The sequence below is a fragment of the Bradyrhizobium sp. UFLA05-112 genome (assembly GCF_053572325.1).
The window spans coordinates 1-24098 of the sequence record NZ_JBANBK010000033.1 but is presented as its reverse complement, the minus strand read 5'-3'; the positions used below and the strand labels follow the sequence as shown (position 1 = coordinate 24098).

The following is a 24098-nucleotide window of genomic DNA, read 5'->3' as shown; positions in this document are numbered from 1 at the left end:
ACCCTATCTGTTGCGAACTTTCGCCCGGAAAAGCACCAAGAACTGAATTAGCTTTTCAACTTTTCGGCAAGGGTATGTCCGAGCCGTGCGGGGGACGGAGAGACAGTAATCCCGGCCGATTTCATTGCTTCGGTCTTGGAACCGGCGTCGCCCTTGCCGCCCGAGATGATCGCGCCGGCGTGGCCCATGCGGCGACCCGGAGGTGCGGTAACACCAGCGATGAACCCGACCATCGGCTTCTTGCGACCGCGCTTGGCCTCGTCTTTGAGGAACTGGGCGGCGTCCTCCTCGGCGGAACCGCCGATCTCGCCGATCATGATGATCGACTCGGTCTTGGGGTCGGCCAGCAGCATTTCCAGGACGTCGATGAACTCGGTGCCCTTGACCGGGTCGCCGCCAATGCCGACCGCGGTGGTTTGGCCGAGGCCTTCCTGCGAGGTCTGGAACACGGCTTCATAGGTCAGGGTGCCGGAGCGGGAGACGATGCCCACGCTGCCGGTCTTGAAGATATTGGCGGGCATGATGCCGATCTTGCATTCGCCGGCAGTCATGACGCCCGGGCAGTTCGGCCCGATCAGGCGCGACTTGGAGCCGACGAGCGAGCGCTTCACGCGCACCATGTCAATCACCGGAATGCCCTCGGTGATGCAGACGATCAGCGGGATCTCGGCATCGATGGCCTCGCAGATCGCGTCCGCTGCGCCCGGCGGCGGCACGTAGATCACCGACGCGTCGGCGCCGGTCTTCTCGCGCGCCTCGCGCACGGTGTCGAACACCGGCAGGCCCAGATGCGTCGCGCCGCCTTTGCCGGGCGAGGTGCCGCCGACCATCTTGGTGCCGTAGGCAATCGCGGCCTCGGAATGGAAGGTGCCGTTCTTGCCGGTGAAGCCCTGGCAGATGACCTTGGTGTTCTTGTCGATCAGGATGGACATGAGGTCTGCTTTCGCGAACTAACTTTAGTGGATGCGACGATAGACGCCGGTGAGCACGTCGGCCCAGCCTTCCGCGTCCGGCGAGAACTGGATCTTCAACGAGTAGGAATTGTCGTCGATGATCTCGTAGACGTGGCGCGCATTGCCGCGCAGCGAGCCGCGCACCAGCGTCAGGGTCTTGCCGACCCAGCCGCCGGAGGCGGGCGAGGGCGGCGTGTAGCCGAGCGAGTCGTACCAGAACAATTTGTAGGTCCGGTCGTCGCGGTCGTAGGTGAAGATGCCGTGGGTGGCAAAGATCTCCTTGCCATCGCGCATCTGGACACCGTCCTGGATCAGATAGAAGCCGTTGAGATCCATGCGCGCCACCGTGCGCGAGGTCGCCGGCCCGCCGGCATTCCAGCGCGACGGGTAGACCATCTCCTCGCCATCCCATTCACCGGCGAACGCAGCGAGACGCGCGTGTTCCGGCAGCGGAGATGATTGAGCGAGATGATCCTGGGGCATGGCCTAGCCTCCCTTGACGGCCTTCACGATCTTCTGCGCGGCGTCATCGAGATTGTCGGCCGGCACGACGTTCAGGCCTGATTCACGGATGATCTTCTTGCCGAGCTCGACATTGGTACCTTCGAGGCGGACCACCAGCGGGACGCTGAGGCCGACTTCGCGCACCGCAGCCGTGACGCCTTCGGCGATCACGTCACACTTCATGATACCACCGAAGATGTTGACCAGAATGCCCTTCACGTTCGGGTCGGCGGTGATGATCTTGAAGGCGGCGGCGACCTTTTCCTTGCTGGCGCTGCCGCCGACGTCGAGGAAGTTGGCCGGCGCCATGCCGTAGAGCTTGATGATGTCCATCGTCGCCATGGCAAGGCCGGCGCCGTTGACCATGCAGCCGATATTGCCGTCGAGCGTGACGTAGTTGAGATCGTATTTCGAGGCCTCGATCTCCTTGGCGTCCTCTTCGGTCTCGTCGCGCAGCGCCACCACTTCGGGATGACGGAACAGCGCGTTGTCGTCGAAGGAGACCTTGGCGTCGAGCACGCGAAGCTGGCCCTGCTTGGTCACGACCAGCGGGTTGATCTCCAGCATCGACATGTCCTTGGCGACGAAGGCGGCAAAGAGCTGCGCGGTGAGCTTTTCCGCCTGCTTGGCGAGATCGCCGGACAGGTTCAGCGCCTTGGCGACGGTGCGGCCGTGATGGCCCATGATGCCGGTCGCCGGATCGACCGAGAAGGTGACGATCTTCTCGGGCGTGTTGTGCGCGACGTCCTCAATGTTGACGCCGCCTTCGGTCGACACCACGAAGGAGACCCGCGAGGTCTCGCGGTCGACCAGGATCGAGAGGTAGAATTCCTTGTCGATGTCGGAGCCGTCCTCGATGTAGAGGCGGTTGACCTGCTTGCCGGCGGGGCCGGTCTGCACGGTCACGAGCGTGGCGCCGAGCATCTGCTTGGCGAACTCGGCAACTTCACCTGCCGACTTGGCGATGCGGACGCCGCCCTTGTCGCCGGCCGAAGCCTCCTTGAACTTGCCCTTGCCGCGGCCGCCGGCATGGATCTGGCTCTTCACCACCCAGACCGGGCCCGGGAGAGCTTTCGCCGCCGCCTCCGCGTCAGCCGCCTTCAGGACCGGAACGCCCTTGGAGATCGGCACGCCGAACTCATTCAAAAGCGCTTTGGCCTGGTACTCATGGATATTCATCTGGTCGCTCCCTGAACCCGCGCGTGGTGACCTCGGGGGTTCACCTCTACTTGCCGTCTGGCATACCATATACCAGCACGACTGCAACCCGGAATCTTCTGGACTCTGGACTGCCGGACCCGGGAACCGCCCGAACGGGGCCCCGGACATGAAAGCGCCGAGGATCGGGTCCGATCCTCGGCGAGATTTTTTCCGATCAGCGGCCCAGAAGGTCGGGCGCGATCTTCTTGCAGGCGTCGACCAGGCCGGACACCGCGCCGACCGACTTGTCGAAGGCCTCGCGGTCCTTGCCGGCGAGCTCGATCTCGACGACGCGCTCGACGCCCTTGGCGCCGATGACGACGGGCACGCCGACATACATGTCCTTCACGCTGTATTCGCCGTTGAGATACGCGGCACAGGGCAGCACGCGCTTCTTGTCCTTCAGATAGCTCTCGGCCATCGCGATCGCGGAAGCCGCCGGCGCATAGAAGGCCGAGCCGGTCTTCAGCAGGTTGACGATCTCGGCGCCGCCGTTGCGGGTGCGATCGACGATCTCGTCGAGGCGCGCCTGCGAGGTCCAGCCTATCTTGACGAGGTCGGGCAGCGGAATGCCGGCGACGGTGGAGTACTTCACAAGCGGCACCATGGTGTCGCCGTGGCCGCCGAGCACGAAGGCGGTGACGTCCTCGACGGAGACGTTGAACTCGTCGGCCAGGAAATAGCGGAAGCGCGCCGAATCCAGCACGCCGGCCATGCCGACGACCTTCTTGTGCGGCAGGCCGGAAGCCTTCTGGAGCGCCCAGACCATCGCGTCGAGCGGGTTGGTGATGCAGATGACGAACGCGTCGGGGGCGTACTTCTTGATGCCGGCACCGACCTGCTCCATGACCTTGAGGTTGATGGAGAGGAGGTCGTCGCGGCTCATGCCGGGCTTGCGCGGCACGCCGGCGGTGACGATGCAGACCTTGGCGTTGTCGAGCGCCTCGTAGGAGTTCGCGCCGGAATAGCGCGCGTCGAAACCGTCGACCGGCGAGGACTGTGCGATGTCGAGCGCCTTGCCCTGCGGCACACCCTCGGCGATGTCGAACATCACCACGTCGCCGAGTTCTTTCAGGCCGATGAGATGAGCCAACGTTCCGCCGATCTGACCGGAGCCAATCAAAGCAATCTTGTCGCGCGCCATGTGAACCTGTCCTTTAGACACGTAAGGAGGGGAAAACTGAGACGGGTGGTTATCCCTTTCGCCTCCCCCGTTCAAGTCGCCGAATGCTCAATTGTCGGGCTTGCCGAGAATCGGGGCGCGCAACGATAACGCCGTCATTCCGGGGCGTCCGCGCCATTGCGCCGGCCAACCCGGAATCCCGAAGTTGTGGTGCGGGACTCCGGGTTCGCGCTGACGCGCCCCCGGGGAATGACGGCGTGGTGAAATAGGACTTAAGTCTCGACCAGGCCCTTGGTGGAGCCGCTGGCGGTGGAATCCTTGCGGCCGTGCGGCTGCGCCAGATAGGATTCCGAGCTCATCTCGATCAGGCGCGAGGACGTCCGCTTGAATTCGTTGGCCTCGTTGCCTTCGTTCGCCAGGTACAGCGACACCGGATCGGCTTCCGCCGAGGCCATCAACTTCACGGCATTGTCATAGAGCGCGTCGATCAACGTGATGAAGCGCTTGGCGGCGTTGCGCTCGGCGACGTCCATCACTGGAATATGGTCGACCAGGATGGTGTGATAGTCGTGCGCGAGCCTTAGGTAGTCGGATGCGCCAAGCGGCTTCTCGCAGAGGTCGGCGAACGAGAACCGCGCCACGCCGTGCGCCGAACACGGCACGTGCAGGATGCGACCCTTGATCGAAATATCGCGCGACTTGCATTTGGCATGGCCGGTCATCTTCGCCCAGGCGCGATCGAGCGCGGCATCGGCGTCGGCATCGGCCGGCACCAGCCACATCTTCACGCCCTGAAGTTTCTCCAGCCGGAAATCGGTGCGCGCATCGAGCCGCAGCACGTCCATGTGATCATTGATCTGCGCGATGAACGGCAGGAACAGCGCGCGGTTGAGTCCGCCCTTGTAGAGATCGTCGGGAGCGACGTTCGACGTTGCAACCACCACCGTGCCGAGCTCGAACAGTTTTGCGAACAGCCGGCCCAGGATCATCGCATCCGCGATGTCGGTGACGTGGAATTCGTCAAAGCAGAGCAGCCAGCTCTCCTCGAAGATCGCGTTCGCCGTCAGCGCGATGACATCTCCATCGGCGATCTCGCCGCGCGCGATGTTCTGGCGATAGCCGTAGATGCGCTCATGCACCTCGGCCATGAATTCGTGGAAATGCGCGCGGCGCTTGTGCGCGACGGCGGAGTGCTGAAAGAACAGGTCCATCAGCATCGTCTTGCCACGCCCGACCTCGCCATGGATGTAGAGCCCGCGGGGCGCATCGTCCTTGTCGCCGTTTTTGAAGAGACGGCCGAACAGGCCCTGCTTGCGCTGCGGCTTGTAGTTCGCAAGCCGCTGGTCCAGCGCCGCATAGGCCTCTACGACTTCGGCCTGGGCAGCATCCGGCTCGATCGCGCCAGAGGAGACCAGCGCCTGGTATTCGCTTCGGAACGATGAATTGGGGGTGGAGAGCATGGCCCCTTACCGCCAGAGACCGGCCGAAAATGCAAGCCGAGAATTGGTGCCAGGGGGTATGCGCTGGTGGGGTTACGGCGCCGTTAAGGCGCCGTATTCTGGAATGCCAGCGTCAACGGAGGCTTCCGGCGGCGTCGACGGCCTACGCGCACAGGTCGTAGGAATCCTCGACGATGTACGGCCCGCCGCCGGTGGATGCGCGCGAGGAGAACAGCACGAAACGTTCGGCCGTGAACACCTTGCTCGGGAAATAACCGCGCAGCGAGAGATAGTCCGCGACGTCCTGGTCCGAGGCATCGTGCAGCCGCGCCAGCGTGACGTGCGGGATGAATTTGCGCCCCTCCGGATCGAGGCCGATGCGCTGCATCATCCGCTCCAGCTCGGCCTGCAATTCCATCAGCGGCTTGCTCGGCGCGATGGTTGCGACCACCGCGCGCGGCTTGCGGCCGCCGAAGCTCGTGAGCCCCTGCACCTTCACCTCGAACGGCTTGCGGTCGACGCGAAACAGCATCGAGGCGATCTCGTTGGCGGAAATGCCGTCGATGTCGCCGATGAAGCGCAAGGTGACGTGATAATTTTCGGGATCGATCCAGCGGGCGCCGGGAAGGCCGCCCCGCAAGTTGGAAAGCGTCTGACCGACCTCGGCCGGGATTTCCAGACCAGTAAACAAGCGTGGCATCGTTGAGCACTCCCGATGCTTGGACATGCGCCTTGAAAAGGACCATATCCAAATTAGAGCCGGTGACGAATCACCGGTAACCTGATTCCTATCGCAGTTATGTGACTCTGCGAAGCAGTGCGCGGGCTACCCCGGGAAAACCCTGGGAATTAGGGTTAGTATTGCCTGCTTTTCAACGCCGTTGCCCGCTTATCGTGCCGAGGAATGCCTCGACGGTAGGCATCATGTTCTTGACGATGATGTCGACGCCCGCAGCGGTGGGATGAATGCCGTCGGCCTGGTTGAGCTTGGCATCGGCCGCGACGCCGTCGAGGAAGAACGGATAGAGCGGCACCTCGAATTTCTTCGCCAGATCCGGATAAATCGAATTGAAGCGCGCGGCATAGTCGGCCCCGTAGTTCGGCGGCGCCAGCATGCCGCACAGCATCACCGCGACGCCGCGCGCCTTCAGCCGCGCCACGATGTCGCTGAGCGCTGCGCGCGTAACGTCGGGGTCGAGCCCGCGCAGCGCATCGTTGGCGCCGAGCTCGACGATGACCCCTTCGGTTCCCTCCGGCACCGACCAATCGAGCCGGTCGCGGCCACCGGACGAAGTGTCGCCGGACACCCCGGCATTGATCATATCGACGGCTACACCCTTGTCTTGCAAGGCCTTTTGGAGCTTCATGGGAAATGCGTCCTGGCCCTGCAGGCCGAGGCCGGCGCTCAAGGAATCGCCGAGCACGACGAGCTTGACCGGCGGTTTGGCCTGCGCATCGGCGCTGGCAATCCCCGTCATCAAACCGATCATCAACACGGCTATGTGCATGAACAATCCGTAACGCCTCTCGACCGGATGTGCGGAGTTGCCATATGACCGGACCATGGACAGTCGCATCGAATCCTCTTCGCTGGCCGGCACGACGCCGGACACCATCTCCATCGCCAACGTCAATCTCTCACTGGGTACGGGCGCGGCACGCGTTCACATTCTCAAGGATATCAGCCTTCGGGTCGGCCGTAGTGAAGCGATCGGCCTGATCGGCCCGTCAGGCTCGGGCAAATCCACGCTACTGATGGTGATGGCGGGGTTGGAGCGTCCTGATAGCGGAGAGGTGGTGGTCAGCGGCACGCCTTTCAATGCCCTCGACGAGGACGCGCTCGCCCGCTTCCGCGGCCGCGAGGTCGGCATTGTCTTCCAGTCGTTTCACCTGATCCCGACCATGACGGCGCTGGAGAACGTCGCGGTGCCGCTCGAGCTCGCCGGCAATCCGGATGCGGCCAAGCGCGCCGCGCAGGAGCTGCAATCGGTCGGGCTCGGCGATCGCCTGCATCACTATCCCTCGCAACTTTCCGGCGGCGAGCAGCAGCGTGTCGCGCTCGCCCGCGCGCTGGCGCCGGACCCTGCGATCCTGGTCGCCGACGAACCCACCGGCAATCTCGACGAAGCGACAGGCAAGCAGATCGTCGATCTCATCTTCGGCAAGCATGCCGAGCGCGGCATGACCCTGGTGCTGGTGACCCATGATTCCTCGCTCGCGCATCGCTGCGATCGCGTGATCCGCCTGCGCTCCGGGCGCATCGATACGCAATATTCCCAGCCATGACCCTCGCCGCCGAACCGTTCGCGCCAAAACCGTTCGCGCGAAGCGGCGCGGCCGCGCTGTCGCTGCGCTATGCGCTACGCGAACTGCGTGGAGGCCTGCGCGGCTTCTACGTCTTCATCGCCTGCATCGCGCTCGGCGTGATGGCGATTGCCGGTGTCGGCTCGGTCGCGGCGAGTCTCAGCGAGGGCTTGGCGCGCGAGGGACGTACGCTGCTCGGCGGCGACGCTTCGTTCGTGCTGTTCCAGCGCGAGGCAAAGCCAGAGGAGATCGCTTTCCTGCGTTCGCGCGGCACGGTGTCGACCGCCGCAACCTTGCGCGGCATGGCGCGCGCGGCCGACGGCAAGCTCGCGCTGGTCGAGATGAAGGCGGTCGACGGCAATTACCCGATGCTCGGCCAGTTGACGCTGACGCCGCAATTGCCGCTGTCCGATCTTCTGGCGCAGCGCGACGGCGCGTTCGGTGCCGCCGCGGATCCGACGCTGCTGGCGCGGCTTTCCCTTGGGAACGGCGACCACGTCACCATCGGCAATGCGACCTTCCAGATCCGCAGCGCGGTCGAGGCCGAGCCCGACAAGCTCGCCGGCGGCATCGGCTTCGGCCCGCGTTTCCTGATCAGCGAGCAAGCCTTGCGCGCCACCGGCTTGATCCAGCCCGGCAGCCTGGTGCGCTGGGTGTATCGCGTCAAACTGCCTGACAGTGCCAACAGCGAGCGCGCCACCGAGGCGTTTATCAGCGACGCCCGCAACGCGGCGCCGCAGGCTGGCTGGGAGATCCGCAGCCGCTCCAATGCATCGCCGCAACTCGAGCGCAATATCAGCCGCTTCACCCAGTTCCTGACGCTGGTCGGCCTCGCCGCCCTCTTGGTCGGAGGCGTCGGTGTCGCCAATGCCGTGAAGAGCCATATCGACCGCCGGCTCGAGGTCATTGCCGCGTTCAAGGCCGTTGGCGCCACCGGACGCGACGTGTTCGGCATTTATTTTGTGCAAGTCATCCTGCTCGCCGGGATCGGCTCGATGATCGGGCTCGCACTTGGCGCAGCGCTTCCCTTCGCCATCGTCGGCCTGTTCGGAAAGCTGTTGCCGCTGCCGGTGATTCCGGCCGTGCATGCCGACGAGCTGGCGCTCTCCTTCGTCTATGGCCTGCTCACCGCGCTCGCCTTCGGCTTGTGGCCGCTCGGACGCGTCCATGACGTGCCGGTGGCCGCGCTGTTTCGCGACACGATCAGCGCCGAATGGCACCGGCCGCGCTGGCGCTATCTCGCCTTCATGGCCGTGGTGGTCGCGCTGCTCGTCGCGGTCGTGATCGGGCTCTCCTTCGACAAGCGCATCGCCACGGTGTTCGTGCTCTCGTCTGTCGTGGTGTTTGCGGTGCTGCGCGGCATTGCAGGCCTCTTGATGACGATCGCGCGGCGATTGCCGCGCACACGGCTACCGATGCTGCGGCTCGCGATCGCCAACATCCACCGTCCCGGCGCGCTGACCCCGTCGGTGGTGCTGTCGCTGGGGCTGGGGCTCGCCGTGCTGGTCACCATCACTCAGATCGACGGCAATCTGCGCCGGCAGTTTCTCGCGGCGCTGCCGGATCGGGCGCCATCGTTCTACTTCATCGACATCCCGAGCGCGCAGGCCGAGCAGTTCGACGGCTATCTGCGCCAGATCGCGCCGGGGGCGAAAGTCGAGGACGTGCCGATGCTGCGCGGCCGCATCGTCGCCGCGCGCGGCGTCAAGGCCGAGGAGCTGAAGCCCGCGACCGACGCCGAATGGGTGCTGCAGAGCGACCGCGGCCTGACCTATACCAGCGAGCTGCCGAAGGGCTCCAAGGTGGTCGAGGGCGAATGGTGGAGCGCCGACTATTCCGGCCCCCCGCTGGTCTCGATGGAGAAGAAGATTGCCGACGGGCTCGGACTCAAGCTTGGCGACGAGGTCGTCGTCAACGTGCTCGGCCGCGACATCCCGGCGAAGATCAGCAATTTGCGCAACATCGACTGGCAGGGGCTCGGCATCAATTTCGTTCTGGTGTTCTCGCCCAATGCCTTCAAGGGCGCGCCACATACCCACATCGCGACGCTGACCGAGCAGGGCGGCGATGCCGCCGGCGACGGCAGGATCATCAAAGAGGTCGCCGACGCCTATCCGATGGTGACGAGCGTGCGGGTCCGCGAGGTCATGGAGACGGTCGGCTCGGTCGTCACCAATCTCACGCTCGCGATCCGCGGCGCCAGCGCGGTGACGTTGATCTCCGCCATCCTGGTGCTGGGCGGCGCGCTCGCCGCCGGCCATCGCCACCGGGTCTATGACGCCGTGATCCTGAAGACGCTGGGTGCAACGCGGCTGCGGCTGCTCGGCGCCTATGCGCTCGAATATCTCCTGATCGGGCTTGCCACCGCCGTGTTCGGCGTCATTGCGGGCAGCATCGCGGCCTGGATGATCGTGACCCGGCTGATGACGCTGAGTTTCGTCTGGCAGGCCGGCAGCGCGGCCGGCGTGGTCGCCTCCGCGCTCGTCGTCACGGTCGGACTCGGGCTTGCCGGCACGCTGCTGGCGTTGAACCAAAAGCCCGCCACGGTGTTGCGGAATTTGTGACAATTTGAAGCGGGTGGCTGCGCGGTACCCCAATCCCCCGGATTTTCGGGGTTAACGACGTCCGCGCGCCAGACTTGCGCCATGGCGACATTCAGCCGCGCGTGAACGCTTGCAGCGAATGTGTTAGTTTCCCACATATCGAGTGGGTGCGGATGCCCGATTGTTAGCCAAAATTAATGTCGGCAGGCATGGGTATCCGGGATAGAATTTTGACGACCCGGCGGCATCAACCCTTGTGCCGGCCGGCCAACCAATGGGAATTCGACCATGTCGGACCTAGACCGCAACTACGCTTCTCCTTTCGGCAGGGCCGCCGGGCGTGTCGACGCCGCGACGGTCGATGCTGGCCTGCGCGCATACATGCTGCGCATCTACAATTACATGAGCATCGGTCTGGCCATCACCGGCCTCGCCGCGCTCGGTGTCTACATGGCGGCCGTGACCAACGACCCGTCGGGCGCCGCCGCCAAGATCGGCAACGCGTTCCTGACGCCGTTCGGCTACGCGATGTTCGTCAGCCCGCTGAAATGGCTGTTCATCCTGGCGCCACTCGCCATGGTGTTCGTGATCTCGGCCGGCATCAACCGCCTGGCCCCCTCGACCGCCCAGATCCTGTTCTGGGTGTTCTCGGCGCTGATGGGCATCTCGCTGTCCTCGATCTTCCTGGTGTTCACGCACACCTCGATCGTGCGGGTGTTCTTCATCACCGCGGCCACCTTCGGCGCGCTGAGCCTCTACGGCTACACCACCAAGCGTGACATGACCGGGATGGGATCGTTCCTGTTCATGGGGCTGATCGGCATCATCATCGCAAGCCTCGTCAACCTGTTCCTGGCGAGCTCGGCGCTGCAGTTCATCGTGTCGGTGGGCGGCGTGCTGGTGTTCGCGGGCCTCACCGCCTGGGACACCCAGCGGCTGAAGAACGACTACATCTACGGCTACGCCTCGGCCGGCGGCGACATTGCCGAACGCGCGGCGATCACCGGTGCGCTGTCGCTGTATTTGAACTTCATCAACCTGTTCACGCTGCTGCTGCAGCTCCTCGGCCAGCGCGACTAGGCTCTGAGACGAGTGAACGACACGAACCCCGGCCGCAAGGCCGGGGTTTTTGTTTGGCTAGGAGCACGCCACACACCCACTGTCATCACCCGCGAAAGGCGAAAGCGGCTTCGCTCTTTCGGCAAACGCGCGGAGCCTTTAAGCTACCTCCATGTCCGCACCTGAAATCAGGCCCACAACCGAGGCCGACCTTCCCGCCATCACCGCCATCTACGAGCACGCCGTGCGCCACGGCACCGCGACGTTCGAGCTCGAACCGCCCGACCTCGCCGAGATGACGCGCCGCTACAAGGCACTGACGGATGGCGGCTATCCCTATTTCGTCGCCGAGCTCGATGGCCGCATCGCCGGTTACGCCTATGCTGGCGCCTACCGGCCGCGGCCGGCCTATCGCTTCACGGTGGAGAACTCGATCTATCTCGAGCCGTCATTCCATCGCCGCGGCATCGGCTCGGCGCTGTTGCAGCGGCTGCTCGTCGAATGCGAGGCGCGCGGCTTCCGCCAGATGATCGCCGTGATCGGCGATTCCGCCAATGCCGGCTCGATCGGCGTGCACACCAGCGCCGGCTTCAAGATGATCGGCACGCATCCCAATGTCGGCCTGAAGTTCGGCCGCTGGCTCGACACGGTGATGATGCAGCGCGACCTCGGCGAGGGCGCAACGAGCGTGCCGGAGAAGTAGGCCCGGATTCGTAGGGTGGGCAAAGCGGAGCGTGCCCACCTCTGGTGTCAAAAATCCGGGAGACAGAACTGGTGGGCACGGCGCAAGAGCGCCCTTGCCCACCCTACGCAGCAACGCTACGGCGGCTGCACGAGCGGCTAAACCACCGCGAGCTTCCGATCTATCACCAGCAACACGCGATCGAGCTCGTGGCCGCGGCGCAGGATCAGGCCGGTCGCCGAGATCACGCTGTACATGCCCTGCTTGCGCGCGAGCCGCGGGTCTTTCTCGATGCGGTAAAGCGGCACTTCGGAGGCGCGGCGATAGACCGAGAACACGGCGCGGTCTTTCAGGAAGTCGATGGCATAGTCCCGCCACTCGCCGTCGGCGACCATGCGGCCATAAAGGTTGAGGATGCGATGCAATTCGAGCCGGTTGAACGTCACCCGGCTCGGTTGGGAACCCGCAGCGGCGCTACGCGCCACTGCGCGCTGCTCGCTCGGATCGGCATCCTCCGACATCAGACTCATGCGAAGCGCCTCCTGTGGCGTTGACGGATGACCGGCGGTCGCGAAAGCGTCCTCGCCCCGCGGATCATGACAGTTACATGATTGCGCCAACCGCGGCCGGCCGCAAGAGGCGCCAACCGCGCGGCTGCACATCGCGCCGCAAACACACCTCCTGGCTGTGGAACTCGCTCGCGACATACCGTCACGGGATCGTTAGCAGGAATCATAGTCTCGCCTCTTTTCCGCCTAGCGCCTGCCGCCCTGCATTGCGAAAAGATTCGTGTGCGTTGGCCCGGTCCTTTCGGTTCCGGATTCCTCAGCCCCCAGCCCCCCGGGGTCGTCGGGATCGGGCCTGTTCGCACGAAGGAAGGACCAACGCGAGTTGGTCCTTTTTTGTTGTGTCGGGATGGTTCTGCGTTCCCTCATCCTGAGGAGCCGCGCCTTGCGCGGCGTCTCGAAGGATGAAGGCCCGGGTGCGGCAGCGCGGCCTACATGGTTCGAGACGGCGCTGGCGCGCCTCCTCACCATGAGGATCCAGAGAGACCGCTTGTCAGGAAAAATTCGAAGCTACGAGATCAATGCAGCGACGTGTACGCTGCGCCCAGCATGGGCCCGGGCTTCTCGCGACTGCCATCCTGGACATAGACCACCGCGCCGTCGACGCCCTCGCGCGATAGGTTCTCCAGCGGCACAGTCCAACTTTCCGAAGTGCCGTTCCAGTCACCGACCTTCAGCAGGTTACGCACCACGTTGTGGTAAGTGATCTGCTGCCCGCGGTTTTCGCCGCGTCCGATCGAGATCGGCACCGCTTTGGTGATCGAGCAGATCCAGACTTCACCATGCGAGACCGCTGCCTCCTTGCTCGCCGCCACCGAGACGTTGAGCTGCTTGCCTGCGAGAGACATCGACACCGGCACGCTCATCACGGTGTCGCTTTTCGCAGTCTTCGCGATCGCGCTCTCGATGCCGGCGCGGTCGCTGCCGATGACATGCGCCGAGCCGTTGACCACGACCTGCGGCGTGTAAACCTCGCGGTCGCCGCGCATGCGCGAATAGGCCCGCTGTCGCGCCGAGAAGCGTGAATCCGCCAGCGTGTCCTTCCAGCCGAGATAATCCCAGTAATCGATCGGCATGCTGAGTGCGATGATCGAGGGATCGTTCGAGAGTTCACCGATGATCTTGTCGGCGGGCGGACAGGACGAGCAGCCCTGAGAGGTGAAGAGTTCGACGACCGCGCGGGGATCGGCGTGGGCAGGACGGATGACCGCGATGATCGCGCAGACGCCCAGTGCACCTGACCAGATCGCACCGGACCATCGCGAAATCAGATTAGAGGCCATCATTGTCATGTTGAACGCTGCACACTTTAGCTGATGTCGAGGGGAAATCTCATTGCGAGTTGGTCACCGTAGTCTTACGGACAAATCCTGCGCGCGCAGTGCGCTCCGCATCGTCCGAGACGAAGATCTCTGCCCGGACGAGCCCATCTGGAACATACCGCAAACGAACAAAGGCGGCCCTTGATAGGCCGCCTTCGCTTAACGTTCTACTCACTTCGCAGTGAGCCATAGTTCACAAATCCGCGCTTACGCCGCGAGTTTGCGCAGGACGTAGTGCAGGATACCGCCGTTGCGATAGTAGTCGAGCTCGTCCAGCGTATCGATGCGGCAGAGCAGCGAAACGCGCTGCAGCGAGCCGTCGGCCGAGACGATCTCTGCGGTCAGCTTCTGGCGCGGCTTGAGGTCGCCGACGAGGCCGCGCAGCGTGACCTTCTCATCGCCCTTCAGGCCAAGCGACTGCCAGGAAGTGCCTTCCTCGAAGGTGAGCGGCAGCACGCCCATGCCGACCAGGTTGGAGCGATGGATGCGCTCGAAGCTCTGGCAGACCACGGCGCGAACGCCGAGCAGACGTGTGCCTTTCGCCGCCCAGTCGCGCGAGGAGCCGTTGCCGTATTCGGCGCCGGCGAACACCACCAGCGGCACGTTCTCCTGCTGATACTTCATCGCGGCGTCGTAGATCGACATCTGCTCGCCGTCGGGCCAGTGCTTTGTCAGGCCGCCTTCAGGGATGTTTCCATCCGCGCCCTTGAGCATGAAATTCTTGATGCGGATGTTGGCGAAGGTGCCGCGCATCATCACTTCATGATTGCCGCGCCGCGTGCCGTACTGGTTGAAGTCGGCGGGGCGCACCTGATGCTCGCTGAGATACTTGCCGGCCGGAGAAGTCAGCTTGATCGAGCCCGCCGGCGAGATGTGGTCGGTGGTGATCTTGTCGCCGAACATCGCGAGGATACGCGCCTCGACGATGTCGGTGACCGGCTCCGGCTCCTTCTTCATGCCTTCGAAGTACGGCGGATTCTGCACGTAGGTCGAGCTCATGTTCCAGCGATAGGTCTCGCTCTCGACCGTCTTGATCTTGCGCCAGTTGGTGTCGCCCTTGAACACGTCCGCATACTTCTTCTTGAAGATCGACGCGGTCACGAACTTCTTCATGAAGGCGTTGATCTCCTTGGTCGTCGGCCAGATGTCCTTGAGGTACACCGGCTTGCCGTCCTTGCCTTCGCCGAGCGGCTCGGTGGCGAGGTTCTTCGTGACGCTGCCGGCGAGCGCGTGGGCGACGACGAGCGGGGGCGAGGCGAGATAGTTCGCCTGCACGTCCGGCGAGACGCGGCCTTCGAAGTTGCGGTTGCCGGAGAGCACGGCGGCCGCGACGATGCCGTTGTCGTTGATCGACTTCGAGATCTCTTCCGGCAGCGGACCGGAATTGCCGATGCAGGTGGTGCAGCCGAAGCCGACCAGGTTGAAGCCGACCTTGTCGAGATCGGCCTGCAGGCCCGAATTGGCGAGATATTCGGCGACGACCTGGCTACCCGGCGCGAGCGAGGTCTTCACCCAGGGTTTTGCCTTCAGGCCCTTCTTGGCCGCGTTGCGCGCCAGCAGGCCCGCGCCGATCAGCACACTCGGATTCGAGGTGTTGGTGCAGGAGGTGATCGCCGCGATCACGACGTCGCCATGACCGAGCTCGAAGTTCTTGCCCTCGACTGCGTAGCGCTTCTCGGCATCATCGCCCTTCTTGTACTCGTTGGCCATCGCGAGGCTGAAGCCTTCCGACACGGAGGGCAGCGCGATGCGGCCTTCGGGACGCTTCGGACCGGCCATCGATGGCACGACGTCGCCGAGATCGAGCGTCAGCGTCTCCGTGAACACCGGATCCGCCGACTTGGCGGTGCGGAACAGGCCCTGCGCCTTGGCATAGGCCTGCACCAGCGCGACGCGCGGTGCGGCACGGCCGGAGGTCTTGAGGTAATCGATCGCGGCGGCATCGACCGGGAAGAAGCCGCAGGTCGCGCCGTATTCGGGCGCCATGTTGCCGATCGTGGCCTTGTCGGCGACCGAGAGGTTATCGAGGCCGGGACCGAAGAACTCGACGAACTTGCCGACGACGCCGAGCTTGCGCAGCATCTGCGTGACCGTCAGCACGAGATCGGTCGCGGTGACGCCTTCCTTCAGCGAGCCCTTCAGCTTGAAGCCGACCACGTTCGGCAGCAGCATCGACAACGGCTGGCCGAGCATGCAGGCCTCAGCCTCGATGCCGCCGACGCCCCAGCCGAGCACGGCGAGGCCATTGACCATGGTGGTGTGGGAATCAGTGCCGACCAGCGAGTCGGGATAGGCCACCTCGAACGTGCCGGTCTTCTTGCCGACCGTCATCTTCTCTTTCTTGGTCCAGACGGTCTGGGCGAGATATTCGAGATTGACCTGGTGGCAGATGCCGGTGCCAGGCGGCACCACGGAGAAGTTCGAGAACGCCTTCTGGCCCCACTTCAGGAATTCGTAGCGCTCCTGGTTCTGCTTGTATTCCTCGGTGACGTTCTTGGCGAAGGCCTTGTTGTCGCCGAAGAAGTTCACGATCACGGAGTGGTCGATGACGAGATCGACCGGCACCAGCGGGTTGATCTTCTCGGCATCGCCGCCGAGCTTCTGCATCGCGTTGCGCATTGCGGCGAGGTCGACCACCGCCGGAACGCCGGTGAAATCCTGCATCAGCACGCGGGCCGGGCGGAAGGCGATCTCATGCTCCAGCGATTTTTTGCGCAACCACTTCGAGACGGCGACGATGTCCTCTTTCTTGACCGAACGGCCGTCCTCGTTGCGCAGCAGGTTCTCGAGCAGGACCTTCATCGAATAAGGGAGCTTGGAAATCCCCTTCAGACCATTCTTCTCGGCGGTCGGCAGGCTGTAATAGACATAGGTCTTGGCGCCGACCTTGAGGGTCTTTTTGCATTTGAAGCTGTCGAGCGAGGTCATGTAGGAAATCCCAATTGTTAGTTATACCCGGCAGAGGGTACTTTAACACCGTCAGCGAATCCGGCTGGGTCGCTTGCAGGAGCGAGTGGAGTGCTGCATCAAGTTCCGGGCTTATAGAAGCTTTCTAACCGCACCGCCACAAGGACGATCGTGCCGCAGCAATCCGGGAGCCTCAAATTCTGCTGCGCTACCCCAAGTTTTCTTGAGGGCCACCGGTGAAGGGGGCGACCAGAGGTGACATGCAGCTCTCAGGGCGTGGCATCAGATGCGTGCGGGGCGGCCGCGAGGTGTTTGCCGGCCTCGATTTTGTGGCCGCCTCCGGCGAGGCGCTGGCGGTTGTAGGGCGCAACGGCTCCGGCAAGACGTCGCTGCTGCGGCTGATTGCGGGGCTGCTGATTCCGGCCGGCGGCACGATCGAGCTTTCCGGCGGCGACACCGAGCTGAGCCTGGCCGAACAGTGCCATTATCTCGGCCACCGCGACGCGCTGAAGCCGGCGCTGAGCGTGGCGGAAAATCTCGCATTTTGGGCCGACTTTCTGGGCGGCGAGCGCTTCGACGGGGCGATGAGCCTGTCGACCGTCGGCCTCGACCATGCCACCCATCTGCCGGCCGCTTTCCTCTCTGCCGGCCAGCGCCGCCGCCTGTCACTGGCCCGCCTGCTGACGGTCCACCGCCCGGTCTGGCTGCTGGACGAGCCAACCACCGCGCTCGATGGCGCCGGCCAGGACATGTTTTGCGGGTTGATGAGGCAGCACCTGGAGCGCGGGGGAATGATCATCGCCGCCACTCACATGCCGCTGGGGATCGACTCACGGGAGCTGCGGATCGGGGGTGCGGCGTGAGGATGGCCGACCCTCAGCTTTTCGAACGGCCGGGCGCGGCTCTCGCACCCGGGAAGCAGCCGTCGCCGCGGGCTCCCTCGCCTCTCCCCCTTGCGGGAGAGGTCGGCGCGCAGCGCCGGGTGAGGGTTCTCTCCTCTGGGGGAGTCTCCGTTGTCGAGACACCCTCTCCCCGACCCTCCCCCGCAAGCGGGGGAGGGAGCGCACCGCCTTTGGGGTACGATGGGAGCCGCCCATGACCGCCCTCTCCGCCCTGATCCGCCGGGACATCCGCATCGCGCTCCGCGTCGGCGGCGGGGCGTTGATTGGAGTGCTGTTTTTCCTGACCGTGGTGGTGCTGATGCCGTTTGCGGTGGGGCCCGATCTGGCGCTGTTGTCGCGGCTGGGGCCGGCGATCCTGTGGCTCGGGGCGCTGCTCGCGAGCCTGCTGACCCTCGACCGTCTGTTCATGGCCGACCACGAGGACGGCTCACTCGACCTGATCACGATGAGCCGGACGCCACTGGAACTCGCCTGCGCCGCCAAGGCGCTGGCGCATTGGCTGGCCGCGGGCCTGCCGCTGATCGTCGCAACCCCCGTGCTCGGCCTCCTGCTCAATCTCGACATGGTCGCAACCGGCGCGGTGGCCCTGACGCTGCTGGCGGGAACGCCGGCCCTGACCTTCACCGGCATGATCGGCGCGGCACTGGCGGTGACGCTGCATCGCGGCGGGCTGCTGATGGCCGTTCTCGTGCTGCCGCTGTCAATTCCGGTGCTGATCTTCGGCGTCGCGGCCTCCCAGGCGGTGATCGTCGGGCCAATGTCATTCGGCGCGCCGTTCTCGATCCTGTGCGCGCTGTCGCTGGTCAGCCTGGTGATCGGCCCCTTCGCGGCCGCCGCAAGCCTCCGGCACGGGCTGGACTGATCTTGACCCCGATCAACTTTCGCTTCGCACTTTCGTGCTGATTGCCTGCGGCCCCTCGCCATGATTATCAGGTGACCATGACACTGATCGACCTCGCCAACCCCTCGCGGTTCCTTGCGCTGACGGCGCGCGTGCTGCCGTGGCTTGCGGCGGCGACCGTGATCCTGCTCGCGCTTGGCCTCTATCAATCGGCGCTGGCGCCCGACGATTATCAGCAGGGCGCTACCGTGAAGATCATGTTCATCCACGTGCCCAATGCGTGGCTGTCGATGTTCGTCTGGGGCGTGATGAGCGTGGCCTCGCTCGGCACGCTGGTGTGGCGGCACCCGCTCGCCGACGTCGCCGCGAAGGCCGCCGCGCCGATCGGCGCTGCCTTCACGTTCCTCGCGCTGCTGACCGGCTCGCTATGGGGCCGGCCGATGTGGGGCACCTATTGGGAATGGGACGCACGGCTGACCTCGGTGCTGATCCTGTTCCTGATGTATCTCGGCCTGATGGCGCTGTGGCGCGCGGTCGAGGATCCCTCGCGCGCGGCGCGCGCCGCTGCGGTGCTGACACTGGTCGGCGCGATCAACCTGCCGATCATCAAATTCTCAGTCGATTGGTGGAATACGCTGCATCAACCCGCCTCGGTGATGCGCATGGGCGGCTCGACGCTCGACAAATCGTTCCTGATTCCCTTGCTGGTGATGGCGGTCGCGTTCACGTTTTTGTTCATCACGCTGCACCTGGCGGCGATGCGCAACGAGATCCTGCGACGCCGCGTCCGCTCCCTGCAAATGATGCAGGCGAGCCGCATAGCGTTTTCGAACGAGTTGAGCACCGGTTCGCGTGAAGGAAACGCGTCAAACGAAATTGGGGCCGCATAACATGGCGCTCGGCCCCTACGCATCCTTCATCGTGACATCCTATCTCGCCGCAGCCATCGTGGTGGCGATCCTGATCGGCTGGATCCTGATCGACTATCGCAACCAGACAGAGCGCCTGCGCGAGCTCGAAAAGAGCGGCGTCATCCGACGCTCGGGCCGAAGCGCGACGGAGTTGCGATGAGCGAGCAGTCGACCTCGGCCACGCCGGCGCGCAGCGCCTTCCTGGTGATGCTGCCGCTGATCGCCTTCATCGGCCTTGCGCTGCTGTTCTGGGTCCGGCTCGGCAGCGGCGATCCCTCGCGCATTCCCTCTGCACTCATCGGCCGGCCGGCGCCGCAGACCACGCTGCCGCAGCTCGACGGCCTGCAAGTGGGCGGCGCGCAGGTGCCGGGACTCGACCCGGCTGCGTTCATCGGCAAGGTCAGCCTGGTCAATGTCTGGGCCTCCTGGTGCGTGCCCTGTCACGACGAGGCGCCGCTCTTGACCGAGCTTGCCAAGGACAAGCGCTTCCAGCTCGTCGGCATCAATTACAAGGACACGCCCGACAATGCGCGCCGCTTCCTCGGCCGCTACGGCAATCCGTTCGGCGTCGTCGGCACGGATGCCAATGGCCGCACCTCGATCGAATGGGGTGTCTACGGCGTGCCGGAAACCTTCGTCGTCGGGCGCGAAGGCAAGATCGCCTACAAGCTGGTCGGCCCGATCACGCGGGAGAATTTGCAGAGCGTGCTGCTGCCGCAGCTCGAGAAGGCGTTGAAGACGGGAAGCTGACGCCGTCGTCAGTGCGAGTGAGAATCCAACCCCGCATACCCGCTGTCATGCCCCCGGCTTGAGTGATCTGTCCGGTCTAAACACTTGACCGGACCATCCAGTACGCCGCGGCTTATCGATTCACCACGGACGTCTCAGAGTACTGGATCGCCCGATCAAGTCGGGCGATGACGGTTGAATGTGTGGCCAGCCTACCGCTTCCGCACATCTCCCGCTTCGGCCTCGCTCGCCTCCAGCGACACTGGCGCAATGTGGTAACGCTTGGTCAGCGGCATCTGCGCGATCGCGAAGATCATCGTCAGCGGCGTCACGCCGAAAACCTTGAAGTTGACCCAGAAGTCCGTGCTCTGGGTGCGCCAGACGATTTCGTTGAGCACCGCCATGCCGGCGAAGAACAGCGCCCAGCGGAAGGTCAGGATGCGCCAGCCCTGCGGCGTCAGGTTGAACATCTGGTCGAACATGATGGCGATGAAGGAGCGGCCGAACAACAGTCCGCCGCCGAGCACCGCTGCGAACAGGCCGTAGATGATGGTCGGCTTGACCTTGATGAAGGTCTCGTCGTGCAGCACCAGTGTCAGCGTGCCGAACACCAGCACGATCGCGCCGGTGACCAGCGCCATGATCGGCACGTGGCGAGTCACCACGTAGGAAGCGATGATCGCCGCCACGATTGCGACCATGAACGCGCCGGTCGCCGCGAACAGGTTGAATCTTGAATTCACGAAGAAGAACACGAGCAGCGGGCCGAGCTCGGTTGCCAGCTTGAACAGCGGATGCGGCTGGGTCTTGTCCATTTCAACTCTCAATTCCGGCGATCGCGCGGGCAAAATCGCGCGCGGTGAACGGCGCGAGATCGTCGACGCCTTCGCCGACGCCGATGAAATGCACCGGCAGTTTGAATTTCTCGGCGAGCGCCACCAGAATTCCGCCGCGCGCGGTGCCGTCGAGCTTCGTCATCACGAGCCCCGTGACCCCAGCGGTGCGGTGGAACGCCTCGACCTGCGACAGCGCGTTCTGACCGACGGTGGCGTCCAGCACCAGGAGCACCGCATGCGGCGCCGAGCTATCTACCTTGCGGATCACGCGCACGACCTTTTCAAGCTCGTTCATCAGCTCGGCCTTGTTCTGCAAGCGGCCTGCGGTGTCGATCAGGAGCACGTCAGTTCCCTGCTCCTTCGCCGCCGTCAGCGCATTGAAGGCGAGGCTAGCCGAATCCGAACCTTGCGCGCCTGATATGACCGGCGTCCTGGTGCGCTCGCCCCAGATCTTGAGCTGCTCGATTGCGGCTGCACGAAACGTATCGCCGGCCGCCAGCATCACCTTGCGGCCTTCGGAGGCGAATTTCGCGGACAGCTTGCCGATGGTCGTGGTCTTGCCGGAGCCGTTGACGCCGACCACGAGGATGACGAAGGGCTTTTTCACCGCATCGATCTCGAGCGCTTTTGCAACCGGAACCAGCACCTTCTCGACCTCGGTGGCGACGACGTCCTTCACCTCATCCGCCGAGATCGCCTTGTCGTAGCGTCCCGCACCGACCGCGTCCGCGATGCGCACCGAAACCTCGGTGCCGAGGTCGGCGCGCAGCAGCACGTCCTCGATGTCGTCGAGCATGGCGCGGTCGAGCTTGCGCTTGGTGACGAGGTCGGCGACCGCGGTCCCGAGCGAGGCCGACGTGCGCTTGAGCCCGTTGGACAGGCGGCGCCACCAGCTCAGTTTGGGGGTGTCGGTGGTATCGTTCATGATGGCGTGTTAGCCGTTCCGGCTCCTAAACGAAAGTCTCCAACGAAAGTCCTGATATTGCTCGATGTTCCCGAGTTGACCGCGGATGAAATTCTGGCGCGCGTGCTTCACCGCGACGGGCTGATGCTGGTGATCGACAAGCCGGCAGGCCTCCCCGTGCATCGCGGCCCCAAGGGCGGGGCCAACCTGGAAGCTTCCTTCGATGCGCTGCGATTCGGCCTGCCACGGCCGCCGGTGCTGGCCCACCGGCTGGACAAGGACACCTCGGGCTGCCTGGTACTTGGGCGCCATCGCAAGGCCACCGCCTCGCTCGGCCTGTTGTTCAAGCACGGCAAGATCGGCAAGACCTATTGGGCCGTGGTCGAGGGCGGGCCGGCCGAGGACGAAGGCACGATCGACTTACCTCTCGGCCGCCTCAATGCCGAGCGCGGCTGGTGGCAGAAGCCGGACCCGGAAGGCCAGAAAGCGATCACCAACTGGATGGTGATGGGCCGCGGCGAGGGCCTGACCTGGCTCGCCATGGAACCGGTTACCGGCCGCACCCATCAATTGCGGGTACATTGCGCGGCGCAGGGCTGGCCGATCGTCGGCGACAACATCTACGGCAATGGCCCGCGCTTCGGCGAGCCACGGCTGCATCTGCATTCGCGCGAGATCGTGGTCCCGATCTCCCGCAACAAGGAGCCAGTGCACGTCCTCGCGCCGGCGCCGCCGCACATGCAGGAGCGGCTCAGGACCTGTGGCTGGAACGGGGAAGGGGAATAAGCGCCCCGGTCGTTCACCTCTCCCGCTTGCGGGAGAGGTCGGCGCGGAGCGCCGGGTGAGGGCTCTCTCCTCTTGGGGGTTCACGATTGCGGAGACACCCTCTCCCCACCCCTCTCCCGCAAGCGGGAGAGGGAGCGCAGTTCCTCCGCGGCGACATCTCGCTGAAGCTACTCGGCCGCAGCCATCCCACCGATGGTTTACGAAACGTTCAGTGCTCGCCTCTAATGATAGCGGTTGCTTAGAACAAGCTTCTTCGAACCGGCTCAGGACGAGCAACGCTTCATGCCGCAGGCCCAGCCATCGATCATCGACGAAGTCGAAGGTGCGATTCGCGCCGGCTCGGACGAGAAGCGTCTGGAAACGGCGCGGCGCGTCACCGACCTGTTCCTGTCCTCCGCCGGCAGCTTCAATGACGAGCAGATTGCGCTGTTCGACGACGTGCTCGAGCGGCTGATCAAGACCATCGAGCTGCGCTCGATCGCCGACATGGGCGCGCGCGTCGCGCTCGCCGAGATCAGCGCGCAGCTTGCACCGGTCGCACAAGCGCCGCCGTCCGTGATCCGCCGCCTTGCCGGCAATGACGAGATCAGGATCGCCGGCCCCGTGCTTCAGGAATCGGCCCGCCTCGACGAGGCCGAATTGCTCAACATTGCGGCCACCAAGGGCGAGCAGCATCTGCTCGCGGTCGCCGGCCGCTGGTGGCTGAAGGAAATCGTCACCGACGCGCTTCTGGCACGCCGCTATCCGAGCGTCAGCCGACGCCTTGCCGCCAATCCCGGCGCCCGGCTTTCTGCGAGCGGCTTTGCCGTCATCGTCGGGCAGGCCGAACAGGACCCCGAACTGACCGTGAGCGTCGGCGTGCGCGTCGATCTGCCCTCGGACCTGCGCCGACAATTGCTGCGCTCGGCGACCGACGCGGTTCGCACGCGCCTGTTGTCACGCGCCCCGCCGCATCTGTTCGAAGAGATCCAGAACGCCATCGCGAGCGTCGCCACCGGCGTCGATCGCGAGATGTCGGGGATCCGTGATTTCGTCGGCGCCAGACGCGCCGTCGCAAAGCTCAAGGAGACCGGCCAGCTCAACGAGGCAACACTGCTCGGCTTTGCCGCGCAGCGACGCTATGAGGAAACCGTCGCTGCGCTGGCAGCATTATCCGGCTCCACCGTCGAGGTGATCCGGCCCTTGATGCAGAGCCTGCGCGATGACGGCCTGCTGGTGCCCTGCCGAGCGGCGCTGCTGAGCTGGGAGACCACCAGCGTCGTGCTGGAAAGCCGCTACGCCACCGGCAAGATGAAGCCCGCCGATCTTGCGAAGGCGAGGGGCCATTTTGGACGAATGACACCGGAGAATGCCCGGCGTACCCTGAGATTCTGGCAGGTGCGGGCGTCGTAGGCCGGGCATTTGGCAGCGCGTTGCGTCGAATCTTCGGTGTCGTGCTGGCGAAAGCCAGGACGACGTTGGGAATGTAGGCGATCACCAACGTCGACGGTGTCATCACCCGGAAAGCGGGTGATCCAGATGCTATGGGGTAAGCGGCGACTGGGGTAAGCGGCGGTGAGGGTGTGGACACCCCTCGAACGCCGTGAT

The 24098-nt window shown here is 64.5% G+C and carries 23 protein-coding genes; 11 read left to right on the top strand and 12 right to left on the bottom strand.

Annotated features, from left to right (window positions below):
* Positions 1–47: 47 nt before the first annotated feature.
* The 7 genes from sucD to SO180_RS20130 all read right to left on the bottom strand — a co-directional run bounded on the left by sucD (position 48) and on the right by SO180_RS20130 (position 6727).
* Positions 48–932 carry a succinate--CoA ligase subunit alpha gene (gene sucD / locus SO180_RS20160; RefSeq protein WP_449380587.1) on the bottom strand — a complete coding sequence of 295 codons (885 nt, stop codon included), beginning with the start codon at positions 930–932 and terminating at the stop codon, positions 48–50.
* A gap of 24 nt (positions 933–956) precedes the next feature.
* Positions 957–1436 (bottom strand): DUF1579 family protein, encoded by a 480-nt coding sequence (locus SO180_RS20155; protein ID WP_449380586.1) that lies wholly within the window; start codon positions 1434–1436, stop codon positions 957–959.
* Between the two features lie 3 nt (positions 1437–1439).
* On the bottom strand, positions 1440–2636 hold the full coding sequence (gene sucC, locus SO180_RS20150; RefSeq protein ID WP_449380585.1) for an ADP-forming succinate--CoA ligase subunit beta: 1197 nt from the start codon (positions 2634–2636) through the stop codon (positions 1440–1442).
* A 196-nt stretch (positions 2637–2832) separates the two neighbouring features.
* The gene (gene mdh / locus SO180_RS20145) at positions 2833–3801 is read right to left on the bottom strand and encodes a malate dehydrogenase (protein ID WP_449380584.1); all 969 of its coding nucleotides are present in this window, start codon (positions 3799–3801) and stop codon (positions 2833–2835) included.
* A 251-nt stretch (positions 3802–4052) separates the two neighbouring features.
* A complete protein-coding gene (gene zapE, locus SO180_RS20140) occupies positions 4053–5240 on the bottom strand; it encodes a cell division protein ZapE (protein ID WP_449380583.1) in 1188 nt (395 codons plus the stop codon).
* Between the two features lie 142 nt (positions 5241–5382).
* Complete coding sequence (gene thpR / locus SO180_RS20135) at positions 5383–5919, bottom strand: RNA 2',3'-cyclic phosphodiesterase (RefSeq protein ID WP_449380582.1); 537 nt, start codon at positions 5917–5919, stop codon at positions 5383–5385.
* A 172-nt stretch (positions 5920–6091) separates the two neighbouring features.
* Positions 6092–6727, bottom strand: coding sequence for an arylesterase (locus SO180_RS20130; protein WP_449380581.1), 636 nt, complete (start codon positions 6725–6727; stop codon positions 6092–6094).
* Positions 6728–6782: 55 nt separating this feature from the next.
* On the opposite strand from SO180_RS20130, the gene SO180_RS20125 reads away from it, so the two are divergent.
* The 4 genes from SO180_RS20125 (at position 6783) to SO180_RS20110 (ending at position 11828) form a co-directional block, all read left to right on the top strand.
* Positions 6783–7505 (top strand): ABC transporter ATP-binding protein, encoded by a 723-nt coding sequence (locus tag SO180_RS20125; RefSeq protein WP_449380580.1) that lies wholly within the window; start codon positions 6783–6785, stop codon positions 7503–7505.
* Positions 7502–10087: an ABC transporter permease gene (locus SO180_RS20120; RefSeq protein ID WP_449380579.1), complete on the top strand. Its 2586-nt coding sequence runs from the start codon at positions 7502–7504 to the stop codon at positions 10085–10087. The genes SO180_RS20125 and SO180_RS20120 overlap by 4 nt, the downstream gene beginning before the upstream one ends.
* Positions 10088–10354: 267 nt before the next feature.
* Positions 10355–11146: a Bax inhibitor-1/YccA family protein gene (locus SO180_RS20115; protein ID WP_449380578.1), complete on the top strand. Its 792-nt coding sequence runs from the start codon at positions 10355–10357 to the stop codon at positions 11144–11146.
* A gap of 151 nt (positions 11147–11297) precedes the next feature.
* The gene (locus SO180_RS20110) at positions 11298–11828 is read left to right on the top strand and encodes a GNAT family N-acetyltransferase (protein WP_449380577.1); all 531 of its coding nucleotides are present in this window, start codon (positions 11298–11300) and stop codon (positions 11826–11828) included.
* Positions 11829–11965: 137 nt separating this feature from the next.
* Here the strand turns inward: SO180_RS20110 and SO180_RS20105 are convergent, their stop codons facing one another.
* The 3 genes from SO180_RS20105 to acnA form a co-directional block, all read right to left on the bottom strand.
* Positions 11966–12337 (bottom strand): DUF2794 domain-containing protein, encoded by a 372-nt coding sequence (locus SO180_RS20105; RefSeq protein WP_449380576.1) that lies wholly within the window; start codon positions 12335–12337, stop codon positions 11966–11968.
* 554 nt (positions 12338–12891) lie between these two features.
* Entirely contained in the window at positions 12892–13665 is a 774-nt protein-coding gene (locus SO180_RS20100) for a DUF1223 domain-containing protein (RefSeq protein WP_449380575.1), read from the bottom strand.
* 237 nt (positions 13666–13902) lie between these two features.
* Positions 13903–16623 carry an aconitate hydratase AcnA gene (gene acnA / locus SO180_RS20095; protein WP_449380574.1) on the bottom strand — a complete coding sequence of 907 codons (2721 nt, stop codon included), beginning with the start codon at positions 16621–16623 and terminating at the stop codon, positions 13903–13905.
* A gap of 239 nt (positions 16624–16862) precedes the next feature.
* Here acnA and ccmA point away from each other — a divergent pair, with 239 nt between their 5' ends.
* The 5 genes from ccmA to SO180_RS20070 all read left to right on the top strand — a co-directional run bounded on the left by ccmA (position 16863) and on the right by SO180_RS20070 (position 20006).
* Positions 16863–17465 carry a heme ABC exporter ATP-binding protein CcmA gene (gene ccmA / locus SO180_RS20090; protein ID WP_449380573.1) on the top strand — a complete coding sequence of 201 codons (603 nt, stop codon included), beginning with the start codon at positions 16863–16865 and terminating at the stop codon, positions 17463–17465.
* Between the two features lie 232 nt (positions 17466–17697).
* The gene (gene ccmB, locus SO180_RS20085) at positions 17698–18366 is read left to right on the top strand and encodes a heme exporter protein CcmB (protein ID WP_011083299.1); all 669 of its coding nucleotides are present in this window, start codon (positions 17698–17700) and stop codon (positions 18364–18366) included.
* Positions 18367–18443: 77 nt separating this feature from the next.
* A complete protein-coding gene (locus SO180_RS20080; RefSeq protein ID WP_449380572.1) occupies positions 18444–19235 on the top strand; it encodes a heme ABC transporter permease in 792 nt (263 codons plus the stop codon).
* A gap of 1 nt (position 19236) precedes the next feature.
* A complete protein-coding gene (ccmD, locus tag SO180_RS20075; RefSeq protein WP_449380571.1) occupies positions 19237–19416 on the top strand; it encodes a heme exporter protein CcmD in 180 nt (59 codons plus the stop codon).
* Positions 19413–20006: a DsbE family thiol:disulfide interchange protein gene (locus SO180_RS20070; protein ID WP_449380570.1), complete on the top strand. Its 594-nt coding sequence runs from the start codon at positions 19413–19415 to the stop codon at positions 20004–20006. Before ccmD ends, SO180_RS20070 begins: the two co-directional genes overlap by 4 nt.
* 191 nt (positions 20007–20197) lie before the next feature.
* On the opposite strand, the gene SO180_RS20065 is transcribed toward SO180_RS20070, so the two are convergent.
* Both SO180_RS20065 and ftsY read right to left on the bottom strand, forming a co-directional pair.
* Positions 20198–20800, bottom strand: a complete 603-nt coding sequence (locus tag SO180_RS20065) for a septation protein A (RefSeq protein ID WP_027523529.1) — start codon at positions 20798–20800, stop codon at positions 20198–20200.
* Between the two features lies 1 nt (position 20801).
* Complete coding sequence (gene ftsY / locus SO180_RS20060) at positions 20802–21746, bottom strand: signal recognition particle-docking protein FtsY (protein ID WP_449380569.1); 945 nt, start codon at positions 21744–21746, stop codon at positions 20802–20804.
* Positions 21747–21803: 57 nt separating this feature from the next.
* Here ftsY and SO180_RS20055 point away from each other — a divergent pair, with 57 nt between their 5' ends.
* Complete coding sequence (locus tag SO180_RS20055) at positions 21804–22511, top strand: RluA family pseudouridine synthase (protein ID WP_449380568.1); 708 nt, start codon at positions 21804–21806, stop codon at positions 22509–22511.
* A 282-nt stretch (positions 22512–22793) separates the two neighbouring features.
* A complete protein-coding gene (locus SO180_RS20050) occupies positions 22794–23903 on the top strand; it encodes a DUF2336 domain-containing protein (protein WP_449380567.1) in 1110 nt (369 codons plus the stop codon).
* The last annotated feature ends 195 nt before the right edge of the window (positions 23904–24098 follow it).